We start from the raw sequence: 19,777 nt of genomic DNA, 5'->3' as shown, positions 1-19,777 counted from the left end.
GCTTCCCGGCCGGGCAGCTCATCACGGGTAGGCGCGATGCGCTTCCCGTCTCACTCCTGGCGCAGGCTCGTGATCAGCTCGCGGGGCAGGCCGTGGGTGTCGTGGAGGTAGTGGAAGTCCTCCTCGGCCAGAGGGCCCCGGAACCTGGGCCTGGCGAGCACTCCTCGGCCGCGCTCCAGGAGCCGGCCGAACCGCTGCTCCTCGTCGATCAGCGTCCGGCGCACCTCGCTCGGGCGAACGTCCTGCCGGAAGTGGTCCAAGGTGTGCCGGATCAGCTCGTCCGGGAGGCCGTCGATGCCGCGCGAGGGGTCGTCCCGACGGAGCACCGTAAGTACGCGTCGTAGCAGGCGGCGCAGCACGTAGCCCTGTCCCGTGTTGGCCGGGCGCACGCCGTCGCCGAGCAGCACGATGACCGAGCGCAGGTGGTCGCAGACCAGGCGCAGGGAAGGTTCGTCCAGGGTCCACAGGGTCGGTACGAGGCGTCGCCAGGGCTCGAACACGTCGCACTCGAAGACGGACGACCTGCCCTGGAGCAGGGAGGCCAGCCGTTCCAGGCCGAGTCCGGTGTCGACGTTGCGCTGCGGAAGCGGTACGAGGGAACCGTCGTCGAGGCGGCGGTGGGTCATCGTCACGTGGTTCCACACCTCCACCCAGCGGTCGTCACGGGTGGGCGTCGACCGCGGCGGGCCGTCGCCGCTCCACAGGAAGAACTCCGAGTCGGGGCCGCACGGGCCCACCGGGCCGTTGGACCACCAGTTGTCCTCGACGGTGAGTTCCACGGGGACGCCCAGGCGCTGCCACACCTCGACGGAAGCGGTGTCCGGCCCTGTCCGGTCGTCACCGGCGAAGGCGGTGGCGTGCAGCAGACCGGGATCGATGCCCAGGCCCTCGGTGAGCAGCCCGTACCCCCAGTCGAGACTGAGCGGGCCCTCGTAATCGCCCAGCGACCAGGTGCCCAGCATCTCGAACACGGTCAGATGAGTGGCGTCACCGACCTCGTCCAGGTCGGTGGTGCGCAGACAGCGCTGTACGTTGACCAGCCGCTCGCCCAGGGGATGGGGGCGGCCCTCCAGGTATGGGGTGAGCGGGTGCATGCCCGAGGTGGTGAAGAGCACGGAGTCGCCGGGCGGTGGCAGCAGCGTCGAGCCGGTGATCCGGCGGTGGCCGCGCTCTTCGTAGTACTCGACGAACGTGCTGATCAGCTGGTCCGTACGCATGGGAGTGGCTCCTTCGCGTTGCAGCGGGGAGGCACCGGAGAACGGGACCCGTTCAGTCACCCGGCCGGGGCCAGAGGCTCCACGGCACTGCCGACGGACCGTTTCCGGTCGCCGGGGGATGGGGAAGGTCAGGCGGCGGCGGCCGGCGAGCTGGTCGCTCGCGCGGTCGCGGTGGTGCTTGGGCCGGTGACGTTCATGTCATCGACGATAGCGCGGTCCCGCTCGACGAAGCACGTGAATTTGCCGGCACCGGGGCCCTGGGGGCCCGCCGGTCGACGGGGTCCGCCGGTCGACGCGCCTGCCCCGCCGAGGGGAGCGGCCGCGCGGTCAGCCCCTGATCAGCCTCGGCCGCGCGAAGTCCGTGTTGTCCACGACCGCGTCCATCCTCGGCAGCGGGTCCACCTCTCCGAGGTACAGGCGCTCCGCCACCAGGTAGCGGTCGCGGTGGATGGCCTCCGCGTCCGAGCCCGCCCAGTTCTGGTCGCGTTCCGCGCCCCGGCGTACGGAGAGTTCGGCGTCCACGTCCATCCAGATCCGGAAGTCCCAGTAAGCGTCGATCTCGGGCCGGAACGCGAAGACTCCGTCCACGATCAGCACCGAGTCCGGGGTGAGCGGGGTCGTGTCGACCGCGTGGTTCCGCTGGGTCAGCGGGTCTATGGAGCACAGGGCGCAGGACGCCGCCTCCGGGGAGCGGGCCGGGTCCAGCAGGAGGCGCTTGGCCGCGTCGTAGTCGTACGCGTTGCGGTAGTAGCCCTCGCCCGACTCCCGGTCGTACAGGTGGCGGTCCTTCCACGGGTTCTTGAAGTCGTCCAGCGTGGCCCGGAGCACCGGGCGGCCCGACTCGGCTATGCGCGCGGCGAGTTCGTGGCCGAAGCTCGTCTTCCCCGCTGCCGTGAAGCCGTCGATGCCCACGAGCAGCCGGCCCGGGCCGAGGACCCGTACGCGCTCGGCGAGCGCTTCGGTCAGGGCGCTGCGCTCGGCCGACGCCGGTGCGGGGCAGGGCTGTTGCCAGGTCGAGGGCGAGTGGCGTACGGGTGCTGCGTCAGTGGGTCCCATCGGCTGATCCTCGCAAAGGCTCCTGGCGGGCCCGCAGGTGGGCCCGTTCGCCCTGGTGGCCGAAGAGGACCAGCAGTTCCACGGTGCGGTCGTCGTCGGGGCCGAGCCAGTGCGGCACATGCGTGTCGAACTCGGCCGCCTCGCACGTTTAGAGACTTACCGTACCAAGCTCTTGATCAGGCATGAGGCCCACGGCATCGCGTCCCGGGCGATCAGGCCCGTGCGACGGTGAACAGTAGTGGCGACCGAATTCCAAGATGGGCGGCCGAGTCGGCTACGGTCTCGGCCAGCCAGCCGACTGCGTCACAGGACCACTCCGCCAACTCGCCCGACAGCACGATGCCGTGCATGGGCGGACCGCCCCAGAAACGGTCATCGAACGGCGGAGTGGGGAAGCTGTCCAGGGGGATGCGTTGGTCAGCCGCACCTACGAACACGCCCTGGTCCAAGCGGCTGAGGTTGCGAGTGAGCTGCGAGGCGACCGCCGGGACCGACGGGGTGCGTCCGCTGTCGATGCGGATCCTCACAGATGCGCGCGACCGTGGATCGCACGCGCCGAACCAGTCGGGCGTCTGCATGGACGGCACCACCGCATAAGCCGGGCGGGTCGAGGCGTCGACCCCCTGAACCGGCAGGAGGACCTGCACCGCGTCGAGTTGTACGGCACCGATCCGCTCTGTCGTGTCCTGCGCGCATCGCAGGAACGGCTGTACGGGGAGCGGCCTGTCACTGGCCACCTCGCTGGCCTCGACCTGGAACCACGAGATCAGTTTCGATGACGGAGCGGCGAGAGGGTGGCTCCACCCCGCGTCGTTCATGGCCCACAGCCCCGGTGCGACGATCGTGCGCTTCTCGGGGGCGGCTCCTGGCACAGCGCTTGACCGGTCGTCGAGCCAGCCCATGGCGAGCGAACGCTGGAGGAACAACTGATACGCGTCGTGCTCGGACTCGGGATCGTGCCAGGCGTGCGGAACGAACTCGCCGTAGAGAGCGGCGAACATGGTGCCCGCGGTGCGACACGACGTCGGTGCGATCCCCGGTCGCGCGACGTCATCCTGCTCTGACATGTGTCCGCCCTTCCCTGTATTCGGCTGGGGCTTGCTCCGGCCTGCCCTGAGAGGCAGCAGGCGGCGCCATCAGTAGACGCGACAGTTGACCTCACTCTGGTTCATCGGCTTCTCTCCGGTGTCGATCTCGCCGATCACGTCTACATCCACGTGATTGCGCCACGACGTCCGCTGGGTACCGCGGCAGTCGCGGCGGGCCGCCGTTCGGTGTGTGCTCCCGCCGCCAGGCTTAAGCGTCTTGGTCTCTGAACATGCTTGCTGGCGCCAGGTGTTGTCCGTGTACCACTCGTACAGGCAGTTGAACACCTTGGCACGGTCGTTGCTGCAGTCGCCCTTCTTCCACCACCCGTGTCCGGACGCCGCTACCCCGGTACCCGACAGCAATGGCTGTGAGCATGAAGGTCCCCTTTACGAGTCCGCGGAACACCACCGGCCAATTCGGTGATCGCCGCATTCCGGACCAGTTTTGAGCTGTTGACCCTGGCTGGATAAGGGAAATGGGAAACTTACGCCTATGGGATGACCCCAGATGCCGCCCGGGACCAGCTCGCCGCCCAGCTGCTGCGTCAGTGGGTCCTATCAGCTGGTCCTCGCAAAGGCTCCTGGCGGGCCCGCAGGTGGGCCCGTTCGCCCTGGTGGCCGAAGAGGACCAGGAGTTCCACGGTGTGGTCGTCGTCGGGGCCGAGCCAGTGCGGCACATGCGTGTCGAACTCGGCCGCCTCGCCGGGCTTCAGGACGAGGGTCCGTTCCCCGAGGAGCAGCCGGAGCCGGCCGGCCAGGACGTACAGCCACTCGAAGCCCTCGTGGGTCCGCAGGGTCGGCTCGGTGTCCGGGCGCGGCGGGATCAGCAGCTTGTGGGCCTGGACCCCGCCGGGGCGGCTCAGCGGTACGTACGTGAGGCCGTCCCGGGTGACCGGGCGCAGGTGGATGCGCGGATCGCCCGTGCGGGGCGCGCCCACCAGTTCGTCCAGCGGGACCGCGTGGACCTCCGCGAGTGGCAGCAGCAGTTCCAGCGTGGGCTTGCGCGTGCCGCCCTCCAGGCGGGACAGGGTGCTCTCGTTGATCCCGGTCCGCTCGGACAGGTCTGCGAGCGTCATTCCGTGCCGGTGTCGTAGTTCGCGAAGGCGGGGGCCCACCGCGGCCAGCACGCCGTCCCTGCTTCCCGTGTCACTCATGCTTCCCGTGTCACTCATGCCATCAGGTTGCCGAAATGGCATGGAATCTTGCAAGTGCGGCAGGGCGTGGCGCACCTTCCTGCTGAGCGGAACGTTCATCCGGAGCGACCGCCAAGGGGAAGGGCATGGCCGATGAGCAGCGACACCACAGGTTCCACCGACTCCGCCGGCTTTTGGGAGAGCCATTACGCCGGCATCGACGCCCAGTGGGGCACCAAGCCGAATGTCGTCCTCGCCGAGGTCGTCACCGACCTGGCCCCAGCGCCGGGCAGCGGCGGCCGGGCGCTGGACCTCGGCTGCGGGCACGGCGGCGACGCGCTCTGGCTCGCCTCGCTCGGCTGGGACGTCACCGCCGTCGACGTCTCGGCGACCGCCCTGGAGCGCGTCGCCGCCGGGGCCGCCGCGGCCGGGCTGGCCGGCCGGGTCCACCCGAGCCGGCACGATCTGGCCCGGTCCTTCCCCGACGGGACCTTCGGACTCGTCACCGCCAGCTATTTCCACACCCCTGTGGAGATCCCCCGCGAGCAGGTGCTCCGACGCGCGGCCCGGGCCGTCGCCCCCGGCGGCCTCCTGGTGCTGGTCGAGCATGCCTCGCTCGCACCCTGGTCCTGGCGGGACGGCCACGAGGACGTACGGTTCCCCGCCCCCGACGACGTACTCGCGTCCCTGCGGCTCGGCGACGGCTGGCGGACCGAGCGCTGCCACGCGCCCCGGCGGACCGCCACCGGGCCCGGCGGCGAGACGGCGACCGTGACCGACAACGTCATCGCCGTCCGCCGGGGCGAGCCCGCCTGAACCGTCAGAGGCGGCCGTCCGCCGGGCGAGTCCGCCTGAAACGTCAGAGGCTGCCGTCCGCTGGGGCGGGCCCGCCCGCATTGTCAGAGGCGGGTGGCAGAGTGGAGGTCAGCGGAACAGGAGAGTCGCAGGGGCCGGAGGGGGAGCCGTGGGGGACTACTTTCAGACCATCGTCGACCGTGATGTCACCGAGGCGGACGCCGCCCCGCTGGCCGCGCGCGTCGTCGCCTGGCTCGTGGCCGAGGGCGTCATCGGGCCCGACCGCACCGAGCCCGTGCTCGGCAGCGGCCCCGGACATCCGCCGGGACCGCGTATCCGGGAGGTCGTCGACAGCAGCGGCTGGAGCGAGCCCTGGCAGGCCGGGGGGCTCGACGTGGTCGTCACCCGTACCGTTTTCGACGCCGGGCAGTGGGCCGACCCGTCCTCGGCACAATGCCCGCGCTGCGAGCGGGACATCGAGTTCCACGACGAGGCCTGGGAGGAGATACCCGGTGCCTGGGACCCCTTCTCCGAGGCGATCGCCGACTGGGAGGAGGGCGGCGGCGAGGCCCTCGTGCGGTGCGCGCACTGCGACGTGTCGTCACCGCTCGTCGACTGGGACGGAATGGAGCACTGCTTCGCCTTCGGCGGTCTCGGCTTCACCTTCTGGGGGTGGCCCGACCTCACCCCGGCCTTCCTCGCGGAGTTCGACCGCCGGCTGGACGGCCACCGTACGGTCCTCGTGCGCGGGAAGATCTGAGCCGGGCCGGACGACGCGTCCACCGCCGCCACCGCTGCCGTGTCGGGGCGGCCCCGGGCTACGACGATGTGTCGGGCTCAGCCTGCCGTGCCGTCCCACCAGGGCCGGGAGCAACCGTGTCCTGGACCGTCACCCGGTCCTGCTCGGCGATCTCCCGGGTCTGCTCGGCCACCCATTCCGGGCTGATCGCCGGAGGCAGCCCCGGGACCTTGCCGCTCACGACCAGGCAGAACGGGTGGCCCACCGGGTCGAGGAGCACCCGTACGTCGTGCTGGGGCTGGAAATCGGCCGGTGTCGCGCCCTCCATCACCGCGTGCGCCACGCCCGCCTCCAGGTCCGTCACCTCGAAGTCCAGGTGCAGCATCATCAGCTGGTCGCCGGGGGCGGCGGCGGGGGCGGGCCAGACCGGGGGCACGTACGCCTCCTCCGTCTGGAAACCCAGACCGGAGCCCCCGCCGGGTGGGGCGATCTGCACCCAGCCCAGCTCCTCCTGCACGGTCTCCCAGCCCAGGAGGCGGCGGTAGAAGTCCGCCAGCTCCGCCGCGTCCGGGGCGTCGAGCACCGTGCAGGACAGGGTCAGGGACGGTCGCGGCGGTCGTGGGGCGGTGGTCACGATTGCCTCCTCGGGGCGGGAGCTGTGCCGGTACGCGTACCCTGTGCCGACGCCTTCACCGGCCCCGCGCCCGACTCGACCGGCCCCGCGCCCGACCCGCCCCGAGCCCGGCTCAGCCCGTGCCCCGCCCGCCCCGTGACCCCATCCCCGCCTCAGCCCGCGACGATGTCCTCGTACCCGCTGATCTCGCGCGGGTCACGCGTCCCGGGGCCGATGTACGTCGCCGACGGGCGGACCAGGCGGCCCGTGCGCTTCTGCTCCAGGATGTGCGCCGACCAGCCCGCCGTACGGGCGCACGTGAACATCGACGTGAACATGTGCGCCGGGACCTCCGCGAAGTCCAGCACGATCGCCGCCCAGAACTCCACGTTCGTCGCCAGGACGCGATCCGGACGGCGTGCGTGCAGCTCCTCCAGCGCGGCCTTCTCCAGCGCCTCCGCCACCTCGAAGCGCGGCGCGGCCAGCTCGCGGGCCGTGCGGCGCAGGACGCGGGCGCGCGGGTCCTCGGCGCGGTAGACGCGGTGGCCGAAGCCCATCAGGCGCTCGCCCCGGTCCAGGGCCTGCTTCACGTACGCGGTCGCGTCGCCCGTGCGCTCGATCTCCTCGATCATGCCGAGGACCCGGGACGGGGCTCCGCCGTGCAGCGGGCCCGACATCGCGCCCACCGCGCCGGACAGGGCCGCCGCGACGTCCGCGCCGGTCGAGGCGATGACCCGGGCGGTGAACGTGGAGGCGTTCATGCCGTGCTCGGCCGCCGACGTCCAGTACGCGTCGACCGCCTTCACATGCTTCGGGTCCGGCTCGCCGCGCCAGCGGATCATGAACCGTTCCACCACCGACTGCGCCTTGTCGATCTCGCTCTGCGGCACCATCGGCAGTCCCTGGCCGCGTGCCGACTGCGCGACGTACGACAGCGCCATCACGGCCGCCCGTGCCAGGTCGTCGCGGGCGGTCGCCTCGTCGATGTCCAGCAGCGGCTTCAGGCCCCAGACGGGCGCGAGCATCGCCAGCGCCGACTGCACGTCGACCCGGATGTCACCGGAGTGCACGGGGATCGGGAACGGCTCGGCGGGCGGCAGACCGGGATCGAACGCCCCGTCCACCAGCAGGCCCCACACATTCCCGAACGAGACATGGCCGACGAGATCCTCGATGTCGACCCCTCGGTAACGGAGCGAACCGCCTTCCTTGTCCGGTTCGGCGATCTCCGTTTCGAACGCGACGACTCCCTCAAGACCGGGTACGAAGTCGGACATCAGGCGGCTCCCTCAGTTCGGCGGGCGGATGGGCGACAGTCCCTACGGCCCCAGGGCTCCCACGAGGCCTGCCCCAAGATATTGGCGGGTTCCCTCGGAGCGGGGAAGCGTGACATCCGGCACAGGACTCCATTTCGGCGGTGCGTGGTTACGGGCCCTCCCCGCCGGGCACACTCCGCCGCTGCGGCAGGATGGGCCTGTGCCCACACCAGAAGGTTCTTCGGGACCCCTCCCCGACGATTCCACCACCGATCCGGCGGCCATGCGCGAGCAGTACCGCTCGGAGGACTTCACCGAGAGCGACCTCAGCTCCGACCCGATGGACCAGTTCGCCCGCTGGTTCCGCCAGGTCGCCGTCGGCGGGGTGCTGCACGAGCCCAACGCCATGGTCGTCTCCACCGCCACCCCGGACGGCCGCCCGTCCTCGCGCACCGTGCTGCTCAAGCAGTACGACGACCGGGGCTTCGTCTTCTTCACCAACTACGACTCCCGCAAGGGCCGCGAGCTGGCCGCGAACAGTCACGTCTCGCTGCTCTTCCCCTGGCACCCGATGGCCCGCCAGGTCATCGTCACCGGCACCGCCGCCCGCACCTCCCGCGAGGAGACCGTGAGCTACTTCCGCACCCGCCCGCACGGCTCCCAGCTCGGTGCGTGGGCCAGCGACCAGTCCAGCGTGGTCGGCTCCCGCGAGGAGCTCGTCACGCGGTACGAGGAGCTCGCCGCCCGCTACCCCGAGGGCGAGAAGGTCCCGGCCCCGCCGCACTGGGGCGGCTTCCGGGTGGTGCCCGAGACGATCGAGTTCTGGCAGGGGCACGCGAACCGGCTGCACGACCGGCTGCGGTACGTCAGGGAGGGCGACGGGGCGTCCGGCGGCCCGTGGCGGGTGGAGCGGCTCTGCCCGTAGGCGGCCGGCACCTGCGCCGACAACGCAGAAACCCGCAGGCTCTGGTTCCTCCGTGCACAGAGGAGCCGGCCGGACTTACCGGCGAGCCTGCGGGTCGGTGACTGCTTGGGATTGGCCGGCGTCCGGCCATGCACTGCAAAGAGCGCGACGACGGGCGTCAGCCCGCAGTCACCTCACGAGTCCGAGAAGAAATCACTTCCGGAACACCTCCTTTCTTCGCTGCCCACAGCCTAGGAGCCACCCGGATCGCGGTTCAAGCTATTTATTCGGCGGCCCGCGTCAGGCCCAGGGCGCTCCGGACCTTTCGCAGGTCCACGAACTTGAAGCCGGTGGCCTCCCGGCCCTCCTGCGCCGGGGTGGCCTCGCCGTCCTGGACGACGAGCAGGCCGCCCGGGTACCGGCTGCCGAGCGGTTCGTTCAGGACCGCCGCGCCGTCGCAGGCCTCCGACCCGTCCAGCGTCGCCGATGCGGCCGTCACCCGGAAGCCGCCCGCGTACCCGGGAACGGCCCGGTCCTCGCGGCCGGTCCGGCGGGCGTACGCGGCGAAGGTGTCGTCGCCCTGGCTGGAGGCCAAGAGATAGCGGTCGCCGTTCCGCTCGGCGAGCAGCGTCAGGCCCTCCACATCGGCCGAGACGCGGGTGCCGCCGAAGCCCGGGTCCTTTCCGGGGGCGCACTCCTCGCTCTCCTCGTCGTACGTCCCCGGCACCCCGTACTCACGGACCTTGTCGACCAGCACCGGCTTCCCCCGCAGGTCGGCGGGCAGCCGCCAGATGCCCACGTCCTCCTGGCCGGCGTAGAGCGTGCCGTCGGCCGGGTCGACCACCATCCCCTCGACCTGGGGCAGCTCGCCCGGCTCGCCGCAGGGCGTCCAGGCCGTGCCGTCGGGCAGCCGGAAGGCGGAGGGCAGGTCGAGGCTGCGGACCTTGCGGTACGTGACCGTGCCGGACCGGGTCGGCAGCAGCTCCAGCAGGGCGATCGACGTCCGGTTGCGGCGGCTGGCCAGCGCGTACGAACGGCCGCTGCGGCGGTCCGTCCAGGTGGCCAGACCGTACGCCGTCGTCTGCTCGTTGACCTCGTCCTGGTCGGCGGAGAACACCCGGGGCGCGGCCGGGTCGGTGACGTCGGTCAGCGGACCGCCCGGGCGGGACGGGTCGATGCGGTGGATACGCAGCCGGTCGTGGCCCCGGTCGGTGGTGACGGCCAGATCCGCCGTCCGGTCCTTCCCCCGCTCGGCCTCCCGCCCCGCCGCCGGGCCCGTCCTCCGCTCGGCCTCCCGCCCCGCCGCCGGGCCCGCCGTCCGGTCCGGGGCGAGCCGCAGGCCGTGCACCAGGTCGACGTTGTTGAAGCGGCCCGGTGCGTCGTCGGGGCCGGGCGCGGCGGGCGCGGGCAGCGACTGTACGAGGCGGGCGTCCAGGCCGTAGACCCGCAGCCCGCCCTCCTTGGCGGTGGCGATCACCAGGCTGCGGTCCGGGTCGGCGGGGTTGCGCCAGATCGCGGGGTCGTCCGCGTTGGCGTTGCCGCCCTGCTCGTCGTCGTACAGCGTGGCCGTCTCGGCGCGCGGGGTGACGGCGGGGAGCGGGCGGGAGGCGTCCTGCCGGGCGGCGGCGGTTGCGGGCGCGGGGGCCGCGGCGGTGAGCGTCGCGAGCGCGGCGCAGACGGCCACGGTGGTCGCGGCCGCCGGACGTGCGGTGCGGAAGGGCGTCACGGAAGGCTCCTGGAGGTCGGGGCGAGGCGGCCGGGGCGGACGAAGGCGCCCCAAGGCTGGGCGTGCCCGGTGGACTCCGTATGACGGCGTCACCACGCACCGCCGTGCCGCCGGTGAACTCCCCACGTCGGCAGGCTCGATGGGGGCATCGGAGCGTTCACGGGCCGTCCGCTACGTGGCGCGAAACCATCGGGCGAACGCCGATGGCGGAAATGATTTCGGTGAAGTTGATGTGTGCTGGGTCACGTTCGAGTTGAATGGTCTGACGTGCAGCAATACACGCGGCGACGCGTGGGGAAACGGCCGACACGTTCTGCGGGGGGTGCGGAGTGGGTGCTTCCAGGAGCAGCGGGACCACCGACGAGCTCGGGCCGGACGAGGATTCCGGCGGCGGGCCCCCGGGGTGCTCCACGGACCCCGGGGCCTCGGTCGGCGAGGGCGGGATTCCCGAGGCGCCCGGCGCGCCCGACGGGTCCGAGCTGCTCGCGGCGTTGCTCGACGGCATGGACGCCGCGCTCTGCGCGTTCGACGCGGCCGGCACGGTCACCCACTGGAACCGCGAGGCCGAACGCATCCTCGGCTGGTCGGCACAGGAGGCCGTGGGCCGGTCCGGCTTCGCGGGCTGGGCGGTCCGCCGGGCCGACGCGGACGAGGTGCGGGCGCGGCTGATGTCGGCCATGGACGCGCCGGGGCGGCAGGTGCACGAGTTCGCGCTGCTCCGCAAGGACGGCGGCCGGGTGCTGGTGCGGACCCAGTCCGCCGGGGTGCGCGGCGCTGACGGGAAACCGGCCGGGGTCTACTGCGCGTTCAGCGAGGTGCACGCCCAGATCGACCTGGAGCGGGCCATCGCGCTGAGCGAGGCGCTGCTGGAGGACGCGTCCTGGGGCGTGGTCCTCGTCGACGTCGACCTGCGCCCGACGGTCGTCAATGCGTACGCCTCCCGTGCGCTCGGCGGAGGCCGCACCAGGCTGCTCGGCCGCCCGCTCGGCGAGCTGGTCGTCCAGGGCGTCGAGGAGCTGGAGGCGGCCCTGCACCATGTGCTCGCCGAAGGCGCGCCGAGCGCCCCGGCCGAGCTGTGGGTGACGCTGCGGACGGCGGAGGGCGAGCGCCGGCGGTGCTGGCGCAGCGGATTCCTGCGGCTGGCCTCGCCGTTGACGGAGGAGCCGGTTCCGCTCGGGGTGGGGTGGCTGTTCCGGGACGTCACCGCCGCCAAGCTCGCCGAGCAGGAGGCCGACCGGCTGCGGTTCCGGACGAGCCAGCTGCACCGGGCCGCCCGTACGGCCTCCGAGTGCGAGGACCCGATGGAGGCGGCGACCTCCCTGCTGGACTTCGCGCTCGCCGGGTTCGCCGACCATGTCCTGGTCGACCTGGTGGCGGGCGAGCGCCTGGTGCGTACGGCCGCCACGCCGTTCGACGCGCCCGGTCCGTGCCTGCCGGTCGCGGGGGGCTCCATCCCGGCCCGCTACGGCCCCGGCCACCCGGCCCTCCAGTCCGTCGAGCGCACCGGCACCGTCCGGACGAGCGCGGGCGCCGGGGAGGCCGGCTCGGCGGCCTGGGCCACCGAACGCCGCTGGCCCCGGGACGCGGCGCACGCGCTCTGCGCGGTGCTCCGGAGCCGGGGCCGGACGCTGGGCGTGCTGACGTTCCTCCGCGCGGCGAACCGGGCCGCCTTCGAACGCCCGGACACGGCGTACGCGGAGACGGTCGCGGCCCGGGTCGCGGGGGCGGTCGACCTGGCGCAGGTGACGGCGGGGCGGTAGGGCCGGTGCGGTGTGGTGCGGTCCGGTGCCGCACGGCACCGTGCGGTGCCGGGAGGCGGGTCGGAGCGCCTCCCGGCAATCGGCCGCAGCGCCTCTCGGAGACCGGCCAGAGCGCATCTCGGCGACCGGCCGCAGTGCCTCCCGGCGGCGGGGCCGGAGCCGCCCCGGCCCCGCCCCCCCGCCCCCCCTCACGCCGCGTGCAGCGCCAGGGTCGGGGAGAGTCGGGACGCCCGGACCGCCGGGTACAGGCCCGCCACCGTGCCGATGACCAGCGTCGCGCCGAAGCCGCCGCCGACCGCCCACAGCGGGACCACCCAGGGCAGCCCGCCGGAGTGCGCGTACACCCCTGTCGCCGCCGCGCCCAGCGCCACGCCCGCCAGACCGCCCAGGCCCGACAGCATCAGCGACTCCGTGACGAACTGGATGCGGATCTGGCCCCGGGTCGCGCCCAGCGAGCGGCGCAGGCCGATCTCGTACCGTCGCTCCAGGACCGAGATGATCATGGTGTTGGCCACCCCGACCCCGCCGACCAGCAGCGCGATGCCGCCCAGGCCCAGCAGCAGGCTGCTGAACGCCCCCTCGGTCGCCGCCTTCGCGCGGAGCGCCGAGGACGGGTCGGTGACCTTCACGTTCTGCGGGTTCTGCGGGTCGACCGTCGCCGCCATCACCTTGCGTACGTCCGGCACCGCCGCGTCCGTCGAGCGTTCGTACACCGACGTCGGGTGGCCGTCGAAGTCCAGCAGCCGCTTCGCGCCCTCCCAGCCGACCAGGGCGGAACGCTCGATCTCCGGGGCGAGGGGGAGCGGGGCGAGGATGCCGGTGACCGTGAAGTACCGGTCGCCCAGCCATACCTGCTGTCCCGGCTCCGTGATGCCCAGGCGCTCCGCCGATACATGGCCGAGGACCACGGAGGGGTAGCGGCCGGTCGCCGCGTTCAGCCAGCTGCCGCTGCCGACCTCGCCGCGCAGGACGCGGAGCAGGTCGGCCGTCGTCGCCTTGACCGAGATCCCGCCCGTATCGCCCTCGTCGATCTTCTCGTTGCGGCGTACGGACGCGTTCAGATCGGCGGTCGCGCCGACGTCCTGGACGCCCTTGATCCGGCCCACCATCCCGACCGATTCCTCCGGCAGCTTCACCTCCTCCCCGGCGAACATCGAATCGCCGGGCGAGGCGACCAGGAGGTTGGTGCCCAACTTGTCCAGCTCGCGCAGCAGTTGGGCCTGGCTGGAGGCGGAGATGCCGACCACCGAGATCATCGTCGCGATGCCGATGGCGATGCCCAGGGCCGAGAGCACCACCCGCATCGGCCGGCTGCGCAGACCGGACGAGCCGACGTGCGCCACGTCCCGGGGGCTCAGCCGGGCCGCCTTCAGCCTGCCTCGGCCCCGGCCGCCCGTTCCCCGGTTCACAGCCCCGCTCCCGCCGCCGAAGGAGACGGCGACGGCGACGTATTCCGTATGTCCGCGACCACCTGGCCGTCCCGGATCCGCACCTCGCGCGGCAACTCCCGCGCGATCTCCGTGTCGTGCGTGATGACCGCGATCGTGGCCCCCTCGTGGTTCAGGTCCCGCAGCAGTTCCATCACCGCTTCCCCGGAAGCCGTGTCGAGCGCCCCGGTCGGTTCGTCGGCCAGCAGCAGCGCGGGCTCGCCGACCACGGCCCGCGCGATGGCGACCCGCTGCTTCTGGCCGCCGGACAGCTGGTGCGGCTTGTGGTCGAGGCGGTCCGCCAGGCCGACCCGGTCCAGGGCCTCGGCCGCCCTGCGGCGGCGTACCGAGCGGGAGAGGCCGGAGTAGAGCAGGCCCTCGGCCACGTTGTCGCGGGCGCTGACGCCCGGCACCAGGTGGAACGCCTGGAAGACGAAGCCCACATGCTGGGCCCGCAGCGCGGAGAGCCTGCGGTCGGAGAGCGCTGCCACGTCGTGGCCCGCGATGTGGACGGAGCCGGCGGTGGGGCGGTCCAGGGTGCCGATGATGTGCAGCAGAGTGGACTTGCCGGAGCCGGACGGGCCCACGATGCCGAGGAGTTCGCCCTCCTCGACGGTGAGGTCCACCCCGCGCAGCGCGGCGACCGGGCCCGGGTACTCCTTGGTGACGCCGGAGAGGGCGACGACCGTACGGGGGTGGGGCGCCGGGCCCGCGGCGGTGCCGGTGCTCATATCTTCGGCACCCCCACCTTCGTGCCCTCGCGCAGACCGCCGCCGGACACCTCGACCCGGCCCTCCGCGAACATGCCGAGCTCGACCTTCACCTCACGGACCGTGCCGCCCTGGACGACCTGGAGTCCGAAGCCGCCGCCGGGCAGGGCGAGCAGCGCGTTGACCGGGACGGTCAGGACGTCCTTGCGGGTCTCGCCCGTCAGGTTCACCGTGACCGGCGACTGGTCGAAGCCGCCGACCTCGTCCGGATCGTCGAAGGACACGGTCAGCGTGACCTTGGGGCTGTCGTCCTGCGGGTCGTCGCCCGGCTTCGCGGTCCGGCCGACCGAGGAGACCTTCCCCGGTGCGGTCGTGCCGTCCGGCAGTTCCACCGTGACCTTCGTGCCCGCCTTCGCCAACTGACTTTCGGCCACGTCCAGTTGGAACGTCACGATGCGTTCGGAACCGGTCGTCTCCAGGACCGGGGCACCGGGCTGGGCCTGTTCGCCCACGCCCGCCGCGATGCTCTTGATCCGGACCTTCCCCGGTGCGAACGTGATGTCCGCGGGACCGACCTTCCCGGTCTGCTTCGCGTCGTGGGACTTCTGCCAGCGCTTCACGGCCGCCGCCGTCAGCTCGGTGTACTCGTCGTCCGGGGTGAAGCCCGTGTAGCCGAGGTCCGCGAGATTGCGCTCCAGCTGCTCCACGTCCCGGCCCTTGTCGCCCGCCTTCAGCGTCCGGTACATGGGCCCGGAGCCGTACATCAGGCGGACCGGCCGCCCGTCGATCTCGTACAGCCGCTCGTTCCGCTCCACGGTCGAGCCGGTGCGCGGTGTCCATGTGATGGTGCCCGCCGCGCCCGCGTTGACCTTGCGTTCCTTGTCGTAGCCGAGCGTCCCGTCGGCCTGGGCGCTGTCGCGCAGATCCCCGCGTTCGACCGGGGCGGTGGCCGGGGGCAGGCCGGTGTTCTTCGACCCGCCGGGCTCCTCGTCGGACTCCAGCCGGGTGAGGGCGAGCGATCCGGCCGCCACGGCGAGCACCACCGTCACCGCTGCCGCCACGGCCCGTCCGCGCTTCATCGGCCGACGCTTTCGCACGCCTTGTTGGCCTTCTCGAACTTCTTCATGTCCTTCTGCTTCAGCGCGGGCGCCGCCTGCATCGCCCCGCCGTCGAACTTCGGGTCGGGCATGTCGAAGCCGTTCTTGCGCATGCACCGGGCGAAGGCGACCATCTTGTCCTTCTCCGCCTGCGTCAGCTCCTTGGGCCCGCCGCCGACCGCCTTGTCCTCGCAGGCCTTGAACGCCTTCTCCATCTTCTCCTTGCCCATCGAGCCGCCGTCGATGGTGACGCCCATGCCGTTCTCGCCCGGCTTCGGCTCGGGGATGTCCAGGCCCTGCTCCCGGAGACACTTGCGGTGCTCCAGCGCCTGGTCCTCCTTCGTCTTCTTGGTGCCGGACGCCGATCCGCCGTCCTTCGTCCCGCCGCCGTCGCCCGAGCACGCGGTGGCCGTCAGGGCGAGAGCGGCGGCCAGCGCACAGGCGGCGGCGAAGGACCGCCCCCGTGCGCGTGAGGCGGTCCGGCGGGAAAGGGTCTGGTCCATGAGGGCTCCTCGTCGGTTGCTGACAGTCCGGCCGGGTACGTCGGCCACGACGGCCCGAGCGTGCGCGAGGACGCGGTTTCGTTTCTCTCAGCCCGGATGCTTACACCGACGAAACATCGCTTTCGGGTACACAGGGCCCATGCGCGTGCTGGTGGTGGAGGACGAGGAATTCCTGGCGGAGATGATCGCCGAGGGGCTGCGCCGTGACGCCGTCGCCGTGGACATCGCCCCCGACGGGCGGGCGGCGCTGGAGAAGCTGCGGTTCGGCGCGTACGACGTGATGATCCTCGACCGCGACCTGCCGGGGCTGCACGGCGACGAGGTGTGCCGCCGGGTCGTCGACCTGCGCCTGCTCACCCGGATCCTGATGCTCACCGCCGCCGGGACCGTACGGGACCGGGTGGCCGGTCTCGGGCTCGGCGCCGACGACTACCTGACCAAGCCGTTCGCGTACGACGAACTCCTCGCCCGGGTCCTCGCGCTCGGCCGCCGCGCCCGCCCCGCCCTGCCGCCCGTCCTGGAACGGGCCGGGCTGCGGCTGGACACCGCCCGCCGCCAGGTCTGCCGCGACGGCCGCTTCCTCTCCCTCTCCCGCAAGGAGTTCGCCGTGCTGGAAACCCTGCTGCGGGCCGAAGGCGCCGTCGTCAGCGGCGACGACCTGATCGAGGAGGTGTGGGAGGAGGACACCAGCTACCGCACCAACGCGGTCCGCGTCACCCTCTCCAAGCTCCGCGCCAAACTCGGCGCGCCCCCGGTCATCGAGACCGTGCCGGGGGCCGGCTACCGCATCGGGAACGCCCCCGGGGCCGGTACGGAGGACGCCCGGTGAACAGTGAGCGCACCCGTCTCGCCGCGCTGTACGGCGGACTGCTGGTCATGGCCGGCGTCCTGCTCATGGCGATCGTTTATCTGCTGGTCAGCGAGGGCGTGTACGCCAGCATCGGCACCGCCGTCGCCCCGGCCGTCCCCGCCGCACGGCTGGACGCCGGCTCCGCCCCGGCCCTGCCCACCTCGGACTGGGCGCGGACCGCGGTGCTCGAACCCGGTCAGGTCGCGGTCGCGCAGAAGGTCAGCACCGCCGCCGGGGACGCCGCGCTCAGCCAGCTGCTGACCGTCTCCGGGGTCTCTCTGGCCGTCTACTCCGCGCTCTCCGTCGCCCTCGCCTGGTGGATGGCGGGCCGGGTGCTGCGGCCGGTCGGCGTCATCACCGCCCGCGCCCGCCGGCTCTCCGGCTCCAACCTGCACGAACGCCTCGCGCTGAAGGCCCCGCCCGGCGAGCTGAAGGAGCTGGCCGACACCTTCGACGGGATGCTCGACCGGATCCAGGAACTGGTCGCCGCCCGGCAGCGGTTCGCCGCCAACGCCGCCCATGAGCTGCGCACCCCGCTCGCCGTGCAGCGGGCCGCCGCCGAGATCGGGCTCGCCGACGACCCGCCGCCGGAGAAGGTCGCCTGGATCCGGGACAAGCTCATCGACACCGCCGCGAGCAGCGAGCGGCTCATCGAGGGGCTGCTGCTCCTCGCGGTCTCCGACGAGGGGCTGCGGCGGCGGGAGCGGGTCGCGCTGGACGAGACCACCGCCACGGTCACCGAGGCGCTGGCCGCCGAGGCGAAGGAGCGGGACATCACCGTGGAGGTGACGGCCCGGCCGGTGACGGTCGAGGGCGACGCGGTCCTGCTCGACCACCTCGTGCACAACCTGGTCGCCAACGCGCTGCGCCACAACCACCCCGGCGGAACCGTACGGGTCCGGGTCGGACCGGACGGTCTGGAGGTCGCCAACACCGGGCCCGTGGTGGACCCGGCGACCGTGCCGCTGCTGTTCGAGCCGTTCCGCCGCGCCCGGGCCCGCCGTCACGCGCCCGGCGAGGGCGCGGGCCTCGGGCTCTCCATCGTGGCGTCGGTGGCGCGGGCGCACGGTGGGGACGCCGGTGCGAGGGCCAACCCGGGCGGCGGGCTGACGGCCCGGGTCGTGCTGCCGACGCGCACCCCGCAGGCCGCGGCTCAGTGCCGGTAGAAGATCCGGTCCCGGTACTCCGTCATGACCCGGCCGTTCCACTCGTGGCCGCCGTCCACGTTCCCCGAGCGCAGCATCGGCGGCTCGACGCCCCGGGCCACCAGCCGCTCCACGGCGGCCGCCAGCATCGCCTGCATGATCGCGCTGGTCACCACCGTCGAGGCGGGGGCGAAGGGGGCCTCGACGCCGGGGGTCGTCAGCTCCGCGTCGCCGATCGCGATCTTGCTGTCCAGGACGATGTCGCAGTGGTCCCGCAGGAAGCCGCCCGAGGCGTGCCGGGAGCGGGTGTTCTCCGCGTACGCGACCGAGGTGAGGCCGATGACCTTCAGCCCGAGGGCCCGGGCGTTCTGCGCCATCTCGACCGGCAGGGCGTTGCGCCCGGACAGCGAGACGATCACCAGGAGGTCCCCGGCGGTGGCGGGGCTGGAGTCCAGGACGGCCGAGGCGAGCCCGTCCACCCGCTCCAGCGCCGAACCGAGCGTCGCGGGCATGACGTCCACGCCGACCACACCGGGCACGGTGAGCAGGTTCATCAGCGCGAGGCCGCCCGCGCGGTAGACGACGTCCTGGGCGGCCAGCGAGGAGTGGCCCGCGCCGAAGGCGAAGAGCCGGCCGCCCGACTCGACGGTGTCCGCCACGGCCGCGCCGGCGGCGGCGATGCTGTCCGCCTCCTCGTCCCGCACCCGCGTCAGCAGGCCGATCGCCGCATCGAAGAACTGACCGGCCAGCTTGCTGTCGCTCATCGGGAAGGGCCCTTTCGGCGGGGTGGGAATGGCTGTGCCGCCGATCACGTTGCGGTCTGGACCAGTGGCCTGTCAATAGCGCCCTGCGACCCTGTCCGTACGCACTTCCACCGGTCTTCCACCGGGGCGGCACGGTTGTCGGCGCTATGCGTCAGAATTGGTGCAGGGCCATCGCACGACGTTTTCTAGTCACAGCATCGAGGGGCACGTATGTCCGGACTGATCGACACCACGGAGATGTATCTCCGCACCATCCTCGAACTGGAAGAGGAAGGCGTGGTCCCCATGCGCGCCCGTATCGCCGAACGGCTGGACCAGAGCGGTCCGACCGTCAGCCAGACGGTGGCCCGCATGGAGCGCGACGGACTGGTCCAGGTCGCGGGGGACCGCCACCTGGAGCTGACCGAGGAGGGCCGCCGCCTCGCCACCCGTGTCATGCGCAAGCACCGGCTCGCCGAGTGTCTGCTCGTGGACGTGATCGGCCTGGAGTGGGAGCAGGTCCACGCCGAGGCCTGTCGCTGGGAGCACGTGATGAGCGAGGCGGTGGAGCGGCGGGTGCTGGAGCTGCTGCGCCACCCGACGGAGTCGCCGTACGGCAATCCCATCCCGGGCCTGGAGGAGCTGGGCGAGAAGGCCGAGGCCGACCCGTTCCTGGACGCCTCCATGGTGAGCCTGGCCGACCTGGACCCGGGCGCCGAGGGCAAGACCGTGGTGGTCCGGCGGATCGGGGAGCCGATCCAGACCGACGCACAGCTGATGTACACGCTGCGCAGGGCCGGGGTGCAGCCCGGGTCCGTCGTCAGCGTGACCGAGTCGCCCGGCGGGGTGCTGGTCGGCTCCAGCGGAGAGGCGGCGGAGCTGGACTCCGAGGTCGCCTCGCACGTCTTCGTCGCCAAGCGCTGACCCGGCTGCCGCCCGGTGCCGAGGTGTTCGTCGTCCGGCGCCGGCGCGGCGGCCGGCCGGGGGCGGGTCACGGCAACACAACCGTGATGTG

At 72.6% G+C, this 19,777-nt stretch carries 19 protein-coding genes and 1 pseudogene; 7 read left to right on the top strand and 13 right to left on the bottom strand.

What is annotated here, in order from left to right; genetic code table 11:
* Positions 1-50 precede the first annotated feature (50 nt).
* The 5 genes and pseudogenes from G3I54_RS18600 to G3I54_RS18580 all read right to left on the bottom strand — a co-directional run bounded on the left by G3I54_RS18600 (position 51) and on the right by G3I54_RS18580 (position 4,515).
* Positions 51-1,217 carry an alanine--tRNA ligase-related protein gene (locus G3I54_RS18600; protein WP_164615983.1) on the bottom strand — a complete coding sequence of 389 codons (1,167 nt, stop codon included), beginning with the start codon at positions 1,215-1,217 and terminating at the stop codon, positions 51-53.
* Positions 1,218-1,544: 327 nt separating this feature from the next.
* Positions 1,545-2,273, bottom strand: a complete 729-nt coding sequence (locus G3I54_RS18595) for a uridine kinase (RefSeq protein WP_164615982.1) — start codon at positions 2,271-2,273, stop codon at positions 1,545-1,547.
* Positions 2,260-2,415 (bottom strand): annotated as a pseudogene (locus G3I54_RS39530) (XRE family transcriptional regulator); the annotation flags it as partial. The pseudogene G3I54_RS39530 and the gene G3I54_RS18595, both read right to left, overlap by 14 nt.
* Positions 2,416-2,485: 70 nt before the next feature.
* Complete coding sequence (locus G3I54_RS18585) at positions 2,486-3,340, bottom strand: hypothetical protein (RefSeq protein WP_164615981.1); 855 nt, start codon at positions 3,338-3,340, stop codon at positions 2,486-2,488.
* A gap of 566 nt (positions 3,341-3,906) precedes the next feature.
* Positions 3,907-4,515: a helix-turn-helix domain-containing protein gene (locus G3I54_RS18580; protein WP_239144423.1), complete on the bottom strand. Its 609-nt coding sequence runs from the start codon at positions 4,513-4,515 to the stop codon at positions 3,907-3,909.
* A 132-nt stretch (positions 4,516-4,647) separates the two neighbouring features.
* On the opposite strand from G3I54_RS18580, the gene G3I54_RS18575 reads away from it, so the two are divergent.
* Together G3I54_RS18575 and G3I54_RS18570 are read left to right on the top strand one after the other, a co-directional pair.
* Complete coding sequence (locus tag G3I54_RS18575) at positions 4,648-5,310, top strand: class I SAM-dependent methyltransferase (RefSeq protein ID WP_164615979.1); 663 nt, start codon at positions 4,648-4,650, stop codon at positions 5,308-5,310.
* Between the two features lie 148 nt (positions 5,311-5,458).
* Entirely contained in the window at positions 5,459-6,049 is a 591-nt protein-coding gene (locus G3I54_RS18570) for a hypothetical protein (protein WP_164615978.1), read from the top strand.
* Between the two features lie 58 nt (positions 6,050-6,107).
* Here the strand turns inward: G3I54_RS18570 and G3I54_RS18565 are convergent, their stop codons facing one another.
* The gene (locus tag G3I54_RS18565) at positions 6,108-6,662 is read right to left on the bottom strand and encodes a VOC family protein (RefSeq protein WP_164615977.1); all 555 of its coding nucleotides are present in this window, start codon (positions 6,660-6,662) and stop codon (positions 6,108-6,110) included.
* Between the two features lie 152 nt (positions 6,663-6,814).
* Positions 6,815-7,918, bottom strand: coding sequence for a citrate synthase 2 (locus tag G3I54_RS18560; protein WP_164615976.1), 1,104 nt, complete (start codon positions 7,916-7,918; stop codon positions 6,815-6,817).
* 262 nt (positions 7,919-8,180) lie between these two features.
* Between G3I54_RS18560 and pdxH the strand changes: the two genes are divergently transcribed.
* The gene (pdxH, locus tag G3I54_RS18555) at positions 8,181-8,822 is read left to right on the top strand and encodes a pyridoxamine 5'-phosphate oxidase (RefSeq protein ID WP_164616016.1); all 642 of its coding nucleotides are present in this window, start codon (positions 8,181-8,183) and stop codon (positions 8,820-8,822) included.
* 262 nt (positions 8,823-9,084) lie between these two features.
* Here the strand turns inward: pdxH and G3I54_RS18550 are convergent, their stop codons facing one another.
* Positions 9,085-10,527, bottom strand: a complete 1,443-nt coding sequence (locus tag G3I54_RS18550; protein ID WP_164615975.1) for a phytase — start codon at positions 10,525-10,527, stop codon at positions 9,085-9,087.
* Between the two features lie 329 nt (positions 10,528-10,856).
* Between G3I54_RS18550 and G3I54_RS18545 the strand changes: the two genes are divergently transcribed.
* On the top strand, positions 10,857-12,287 hold the full coding sequence (locus G3I54_RS18545) for a PAS domain-containing protein (RefSeq protein ID WP_164615974.1): 1,431 nt from the start codon (positions 10,857-10,859) through the stop codon (positions 12,285-12,287).
* Positions 12,288-12,475: 188 nt separating this feature from the next.
* Here the strand turns inward: G3I54_RS18545 and G3I54_RS18540 are convergent, their stop codons facing one another.
* From G3I54_RS18540 to G3I54_RS18525, 4 genes are read right to left on the bottom strand one after another with little or no spacing between them, the layout of a single operon-like run.
* Positions 12,476-13,696, bottom strand: coding sequence for an ABC transporter permease (locus G3I54_RS18540; protein ID WP_164615973.1), 1,221 nt, complete (start codon positions 13,694-13,696; stop codon positions 12,476-12,478).
* Positions 13,693-14,445, bottom strand: a complete 753-nt coding sequence (locus G3I54_RS18535) for an ABC transporter ATP-binding protein (RefSeq protein WP_164615972.1) — start codon at positions 14,443-14,445, stop codon at positions 13,693-13,695. Before G3I54_RS18535 ends, G3I54_RS18540 begins: the two co-directional genes overlap by 4 nt.
* Positions 14,442-15,503: a peptidoglycan-binding protein gene (locus G3I54_RS18530; RefSeq protein WP_203686632.1), complete on the bottom strand. Its 1,062-nt coding sequence runs from the start codon at positions 15,501-15,503 to the stop codon at positions 14,442-14,444. Before G3I54_RS18530 ends, G3I54_RS18535 begins: the two co-directional genes overlap by 4 nt.
* Positions 15,500-16,024 (bottom strand): hypothetical protein, encoded by a 525-nt coding sequence (locus tag G3I54_RS18525; RefSeq protein ID WP_164615970.1) that lies wholly within the window; start codon positions 16,022-16,024, stop codon positions 15,500-15,502. Before G3I54_RS18525 ends, G3I54_RS18530 begins: the two co-directional genes overlap by 4 nt.
* A 139-nt stretch (positions 16,025-16,163) precedes the next feature.
* Here G3I54_RS18525 and G3I54_RS18520 point away from each other — a divergent pair, with 139 nt between their 5' ends.
* Both G3I54_RS18520 and G3I54_RS18515 read left to right on the top strand, forming a co-directional pair.
* Positions 16,164-16,853, top strand: a complete 690-nt coding sequence (locus G3I54_RS18520) for a response regulator transcription factor (RefSeq protein WP_164615969.1) — start codon at positions 16,164-16,166, stop codon at positions 16,851-16,853.
* Positions 16,850-18,040 carry an ATP-binding protein gene (locus G3I54_RS18515; protein ID WP_164615968.1) on the top strand — a complete coding sequence of 397 codons (1,191 nt, stop codon included), beginning with the start codon at positions 16,850-16,852 and terminating at the stop codon, positions 18,038-18,040. The genes G3I54_RS18520 and G3I54_RS18515 overlap by 4 nt, the downstream gene beginning before the upstream one ends.
* On the opposite strand, the gene G3I54_RS18510 is transcribed toward G3I54_RS18515, so the two are convergent.
* Positions 18,028-18,783, bottom strand: a complete 756-nt coding sequence (locus G3I54_RS18510; protein ID WP_164615967.1) for an SIS domain-containing protein — start codon at positions 18,781-18,783, stop codon at positions 18,028-18,030. The genes G3I54_RS18515 and G3I54_RS18510 overlap by 13 nt on opposite strands.
* Positions 18,784-18,993: 210 nt before the next feature.
* Here G3I54_RS18510 and G3I54_RS18505 point away from each other — a divergent pair, with 210 nt between their 5' ends.
* A complete protein-coding gene (locus G3I54_RS18505) occupies positions 18,994-19,686 on the top strand; it encodes a metal-dependent transcriptional regulator (protein ID WP_003967172.1) in 693 nt (230 codons plus the stop codon).
* Positions 19,687-19,777 lie beyond the last annotated feature (91 nt).

This window comes from Streptomyces sp. SID14515 (assembly GCF_010548505.1).
In the GTDB taxonomy this organism is placed as follows: domain Bacteria; phylum Actinomycetota; class Actinomycetes; order Streptomycetales; family Streptomycetaceae; genus Streptomyces; species Streptomyces caviscabies.
Note: the sequence above shows the minus strand (reverse complement) of the source record. Positions and strands in the feature narration are given on the sequence as shown.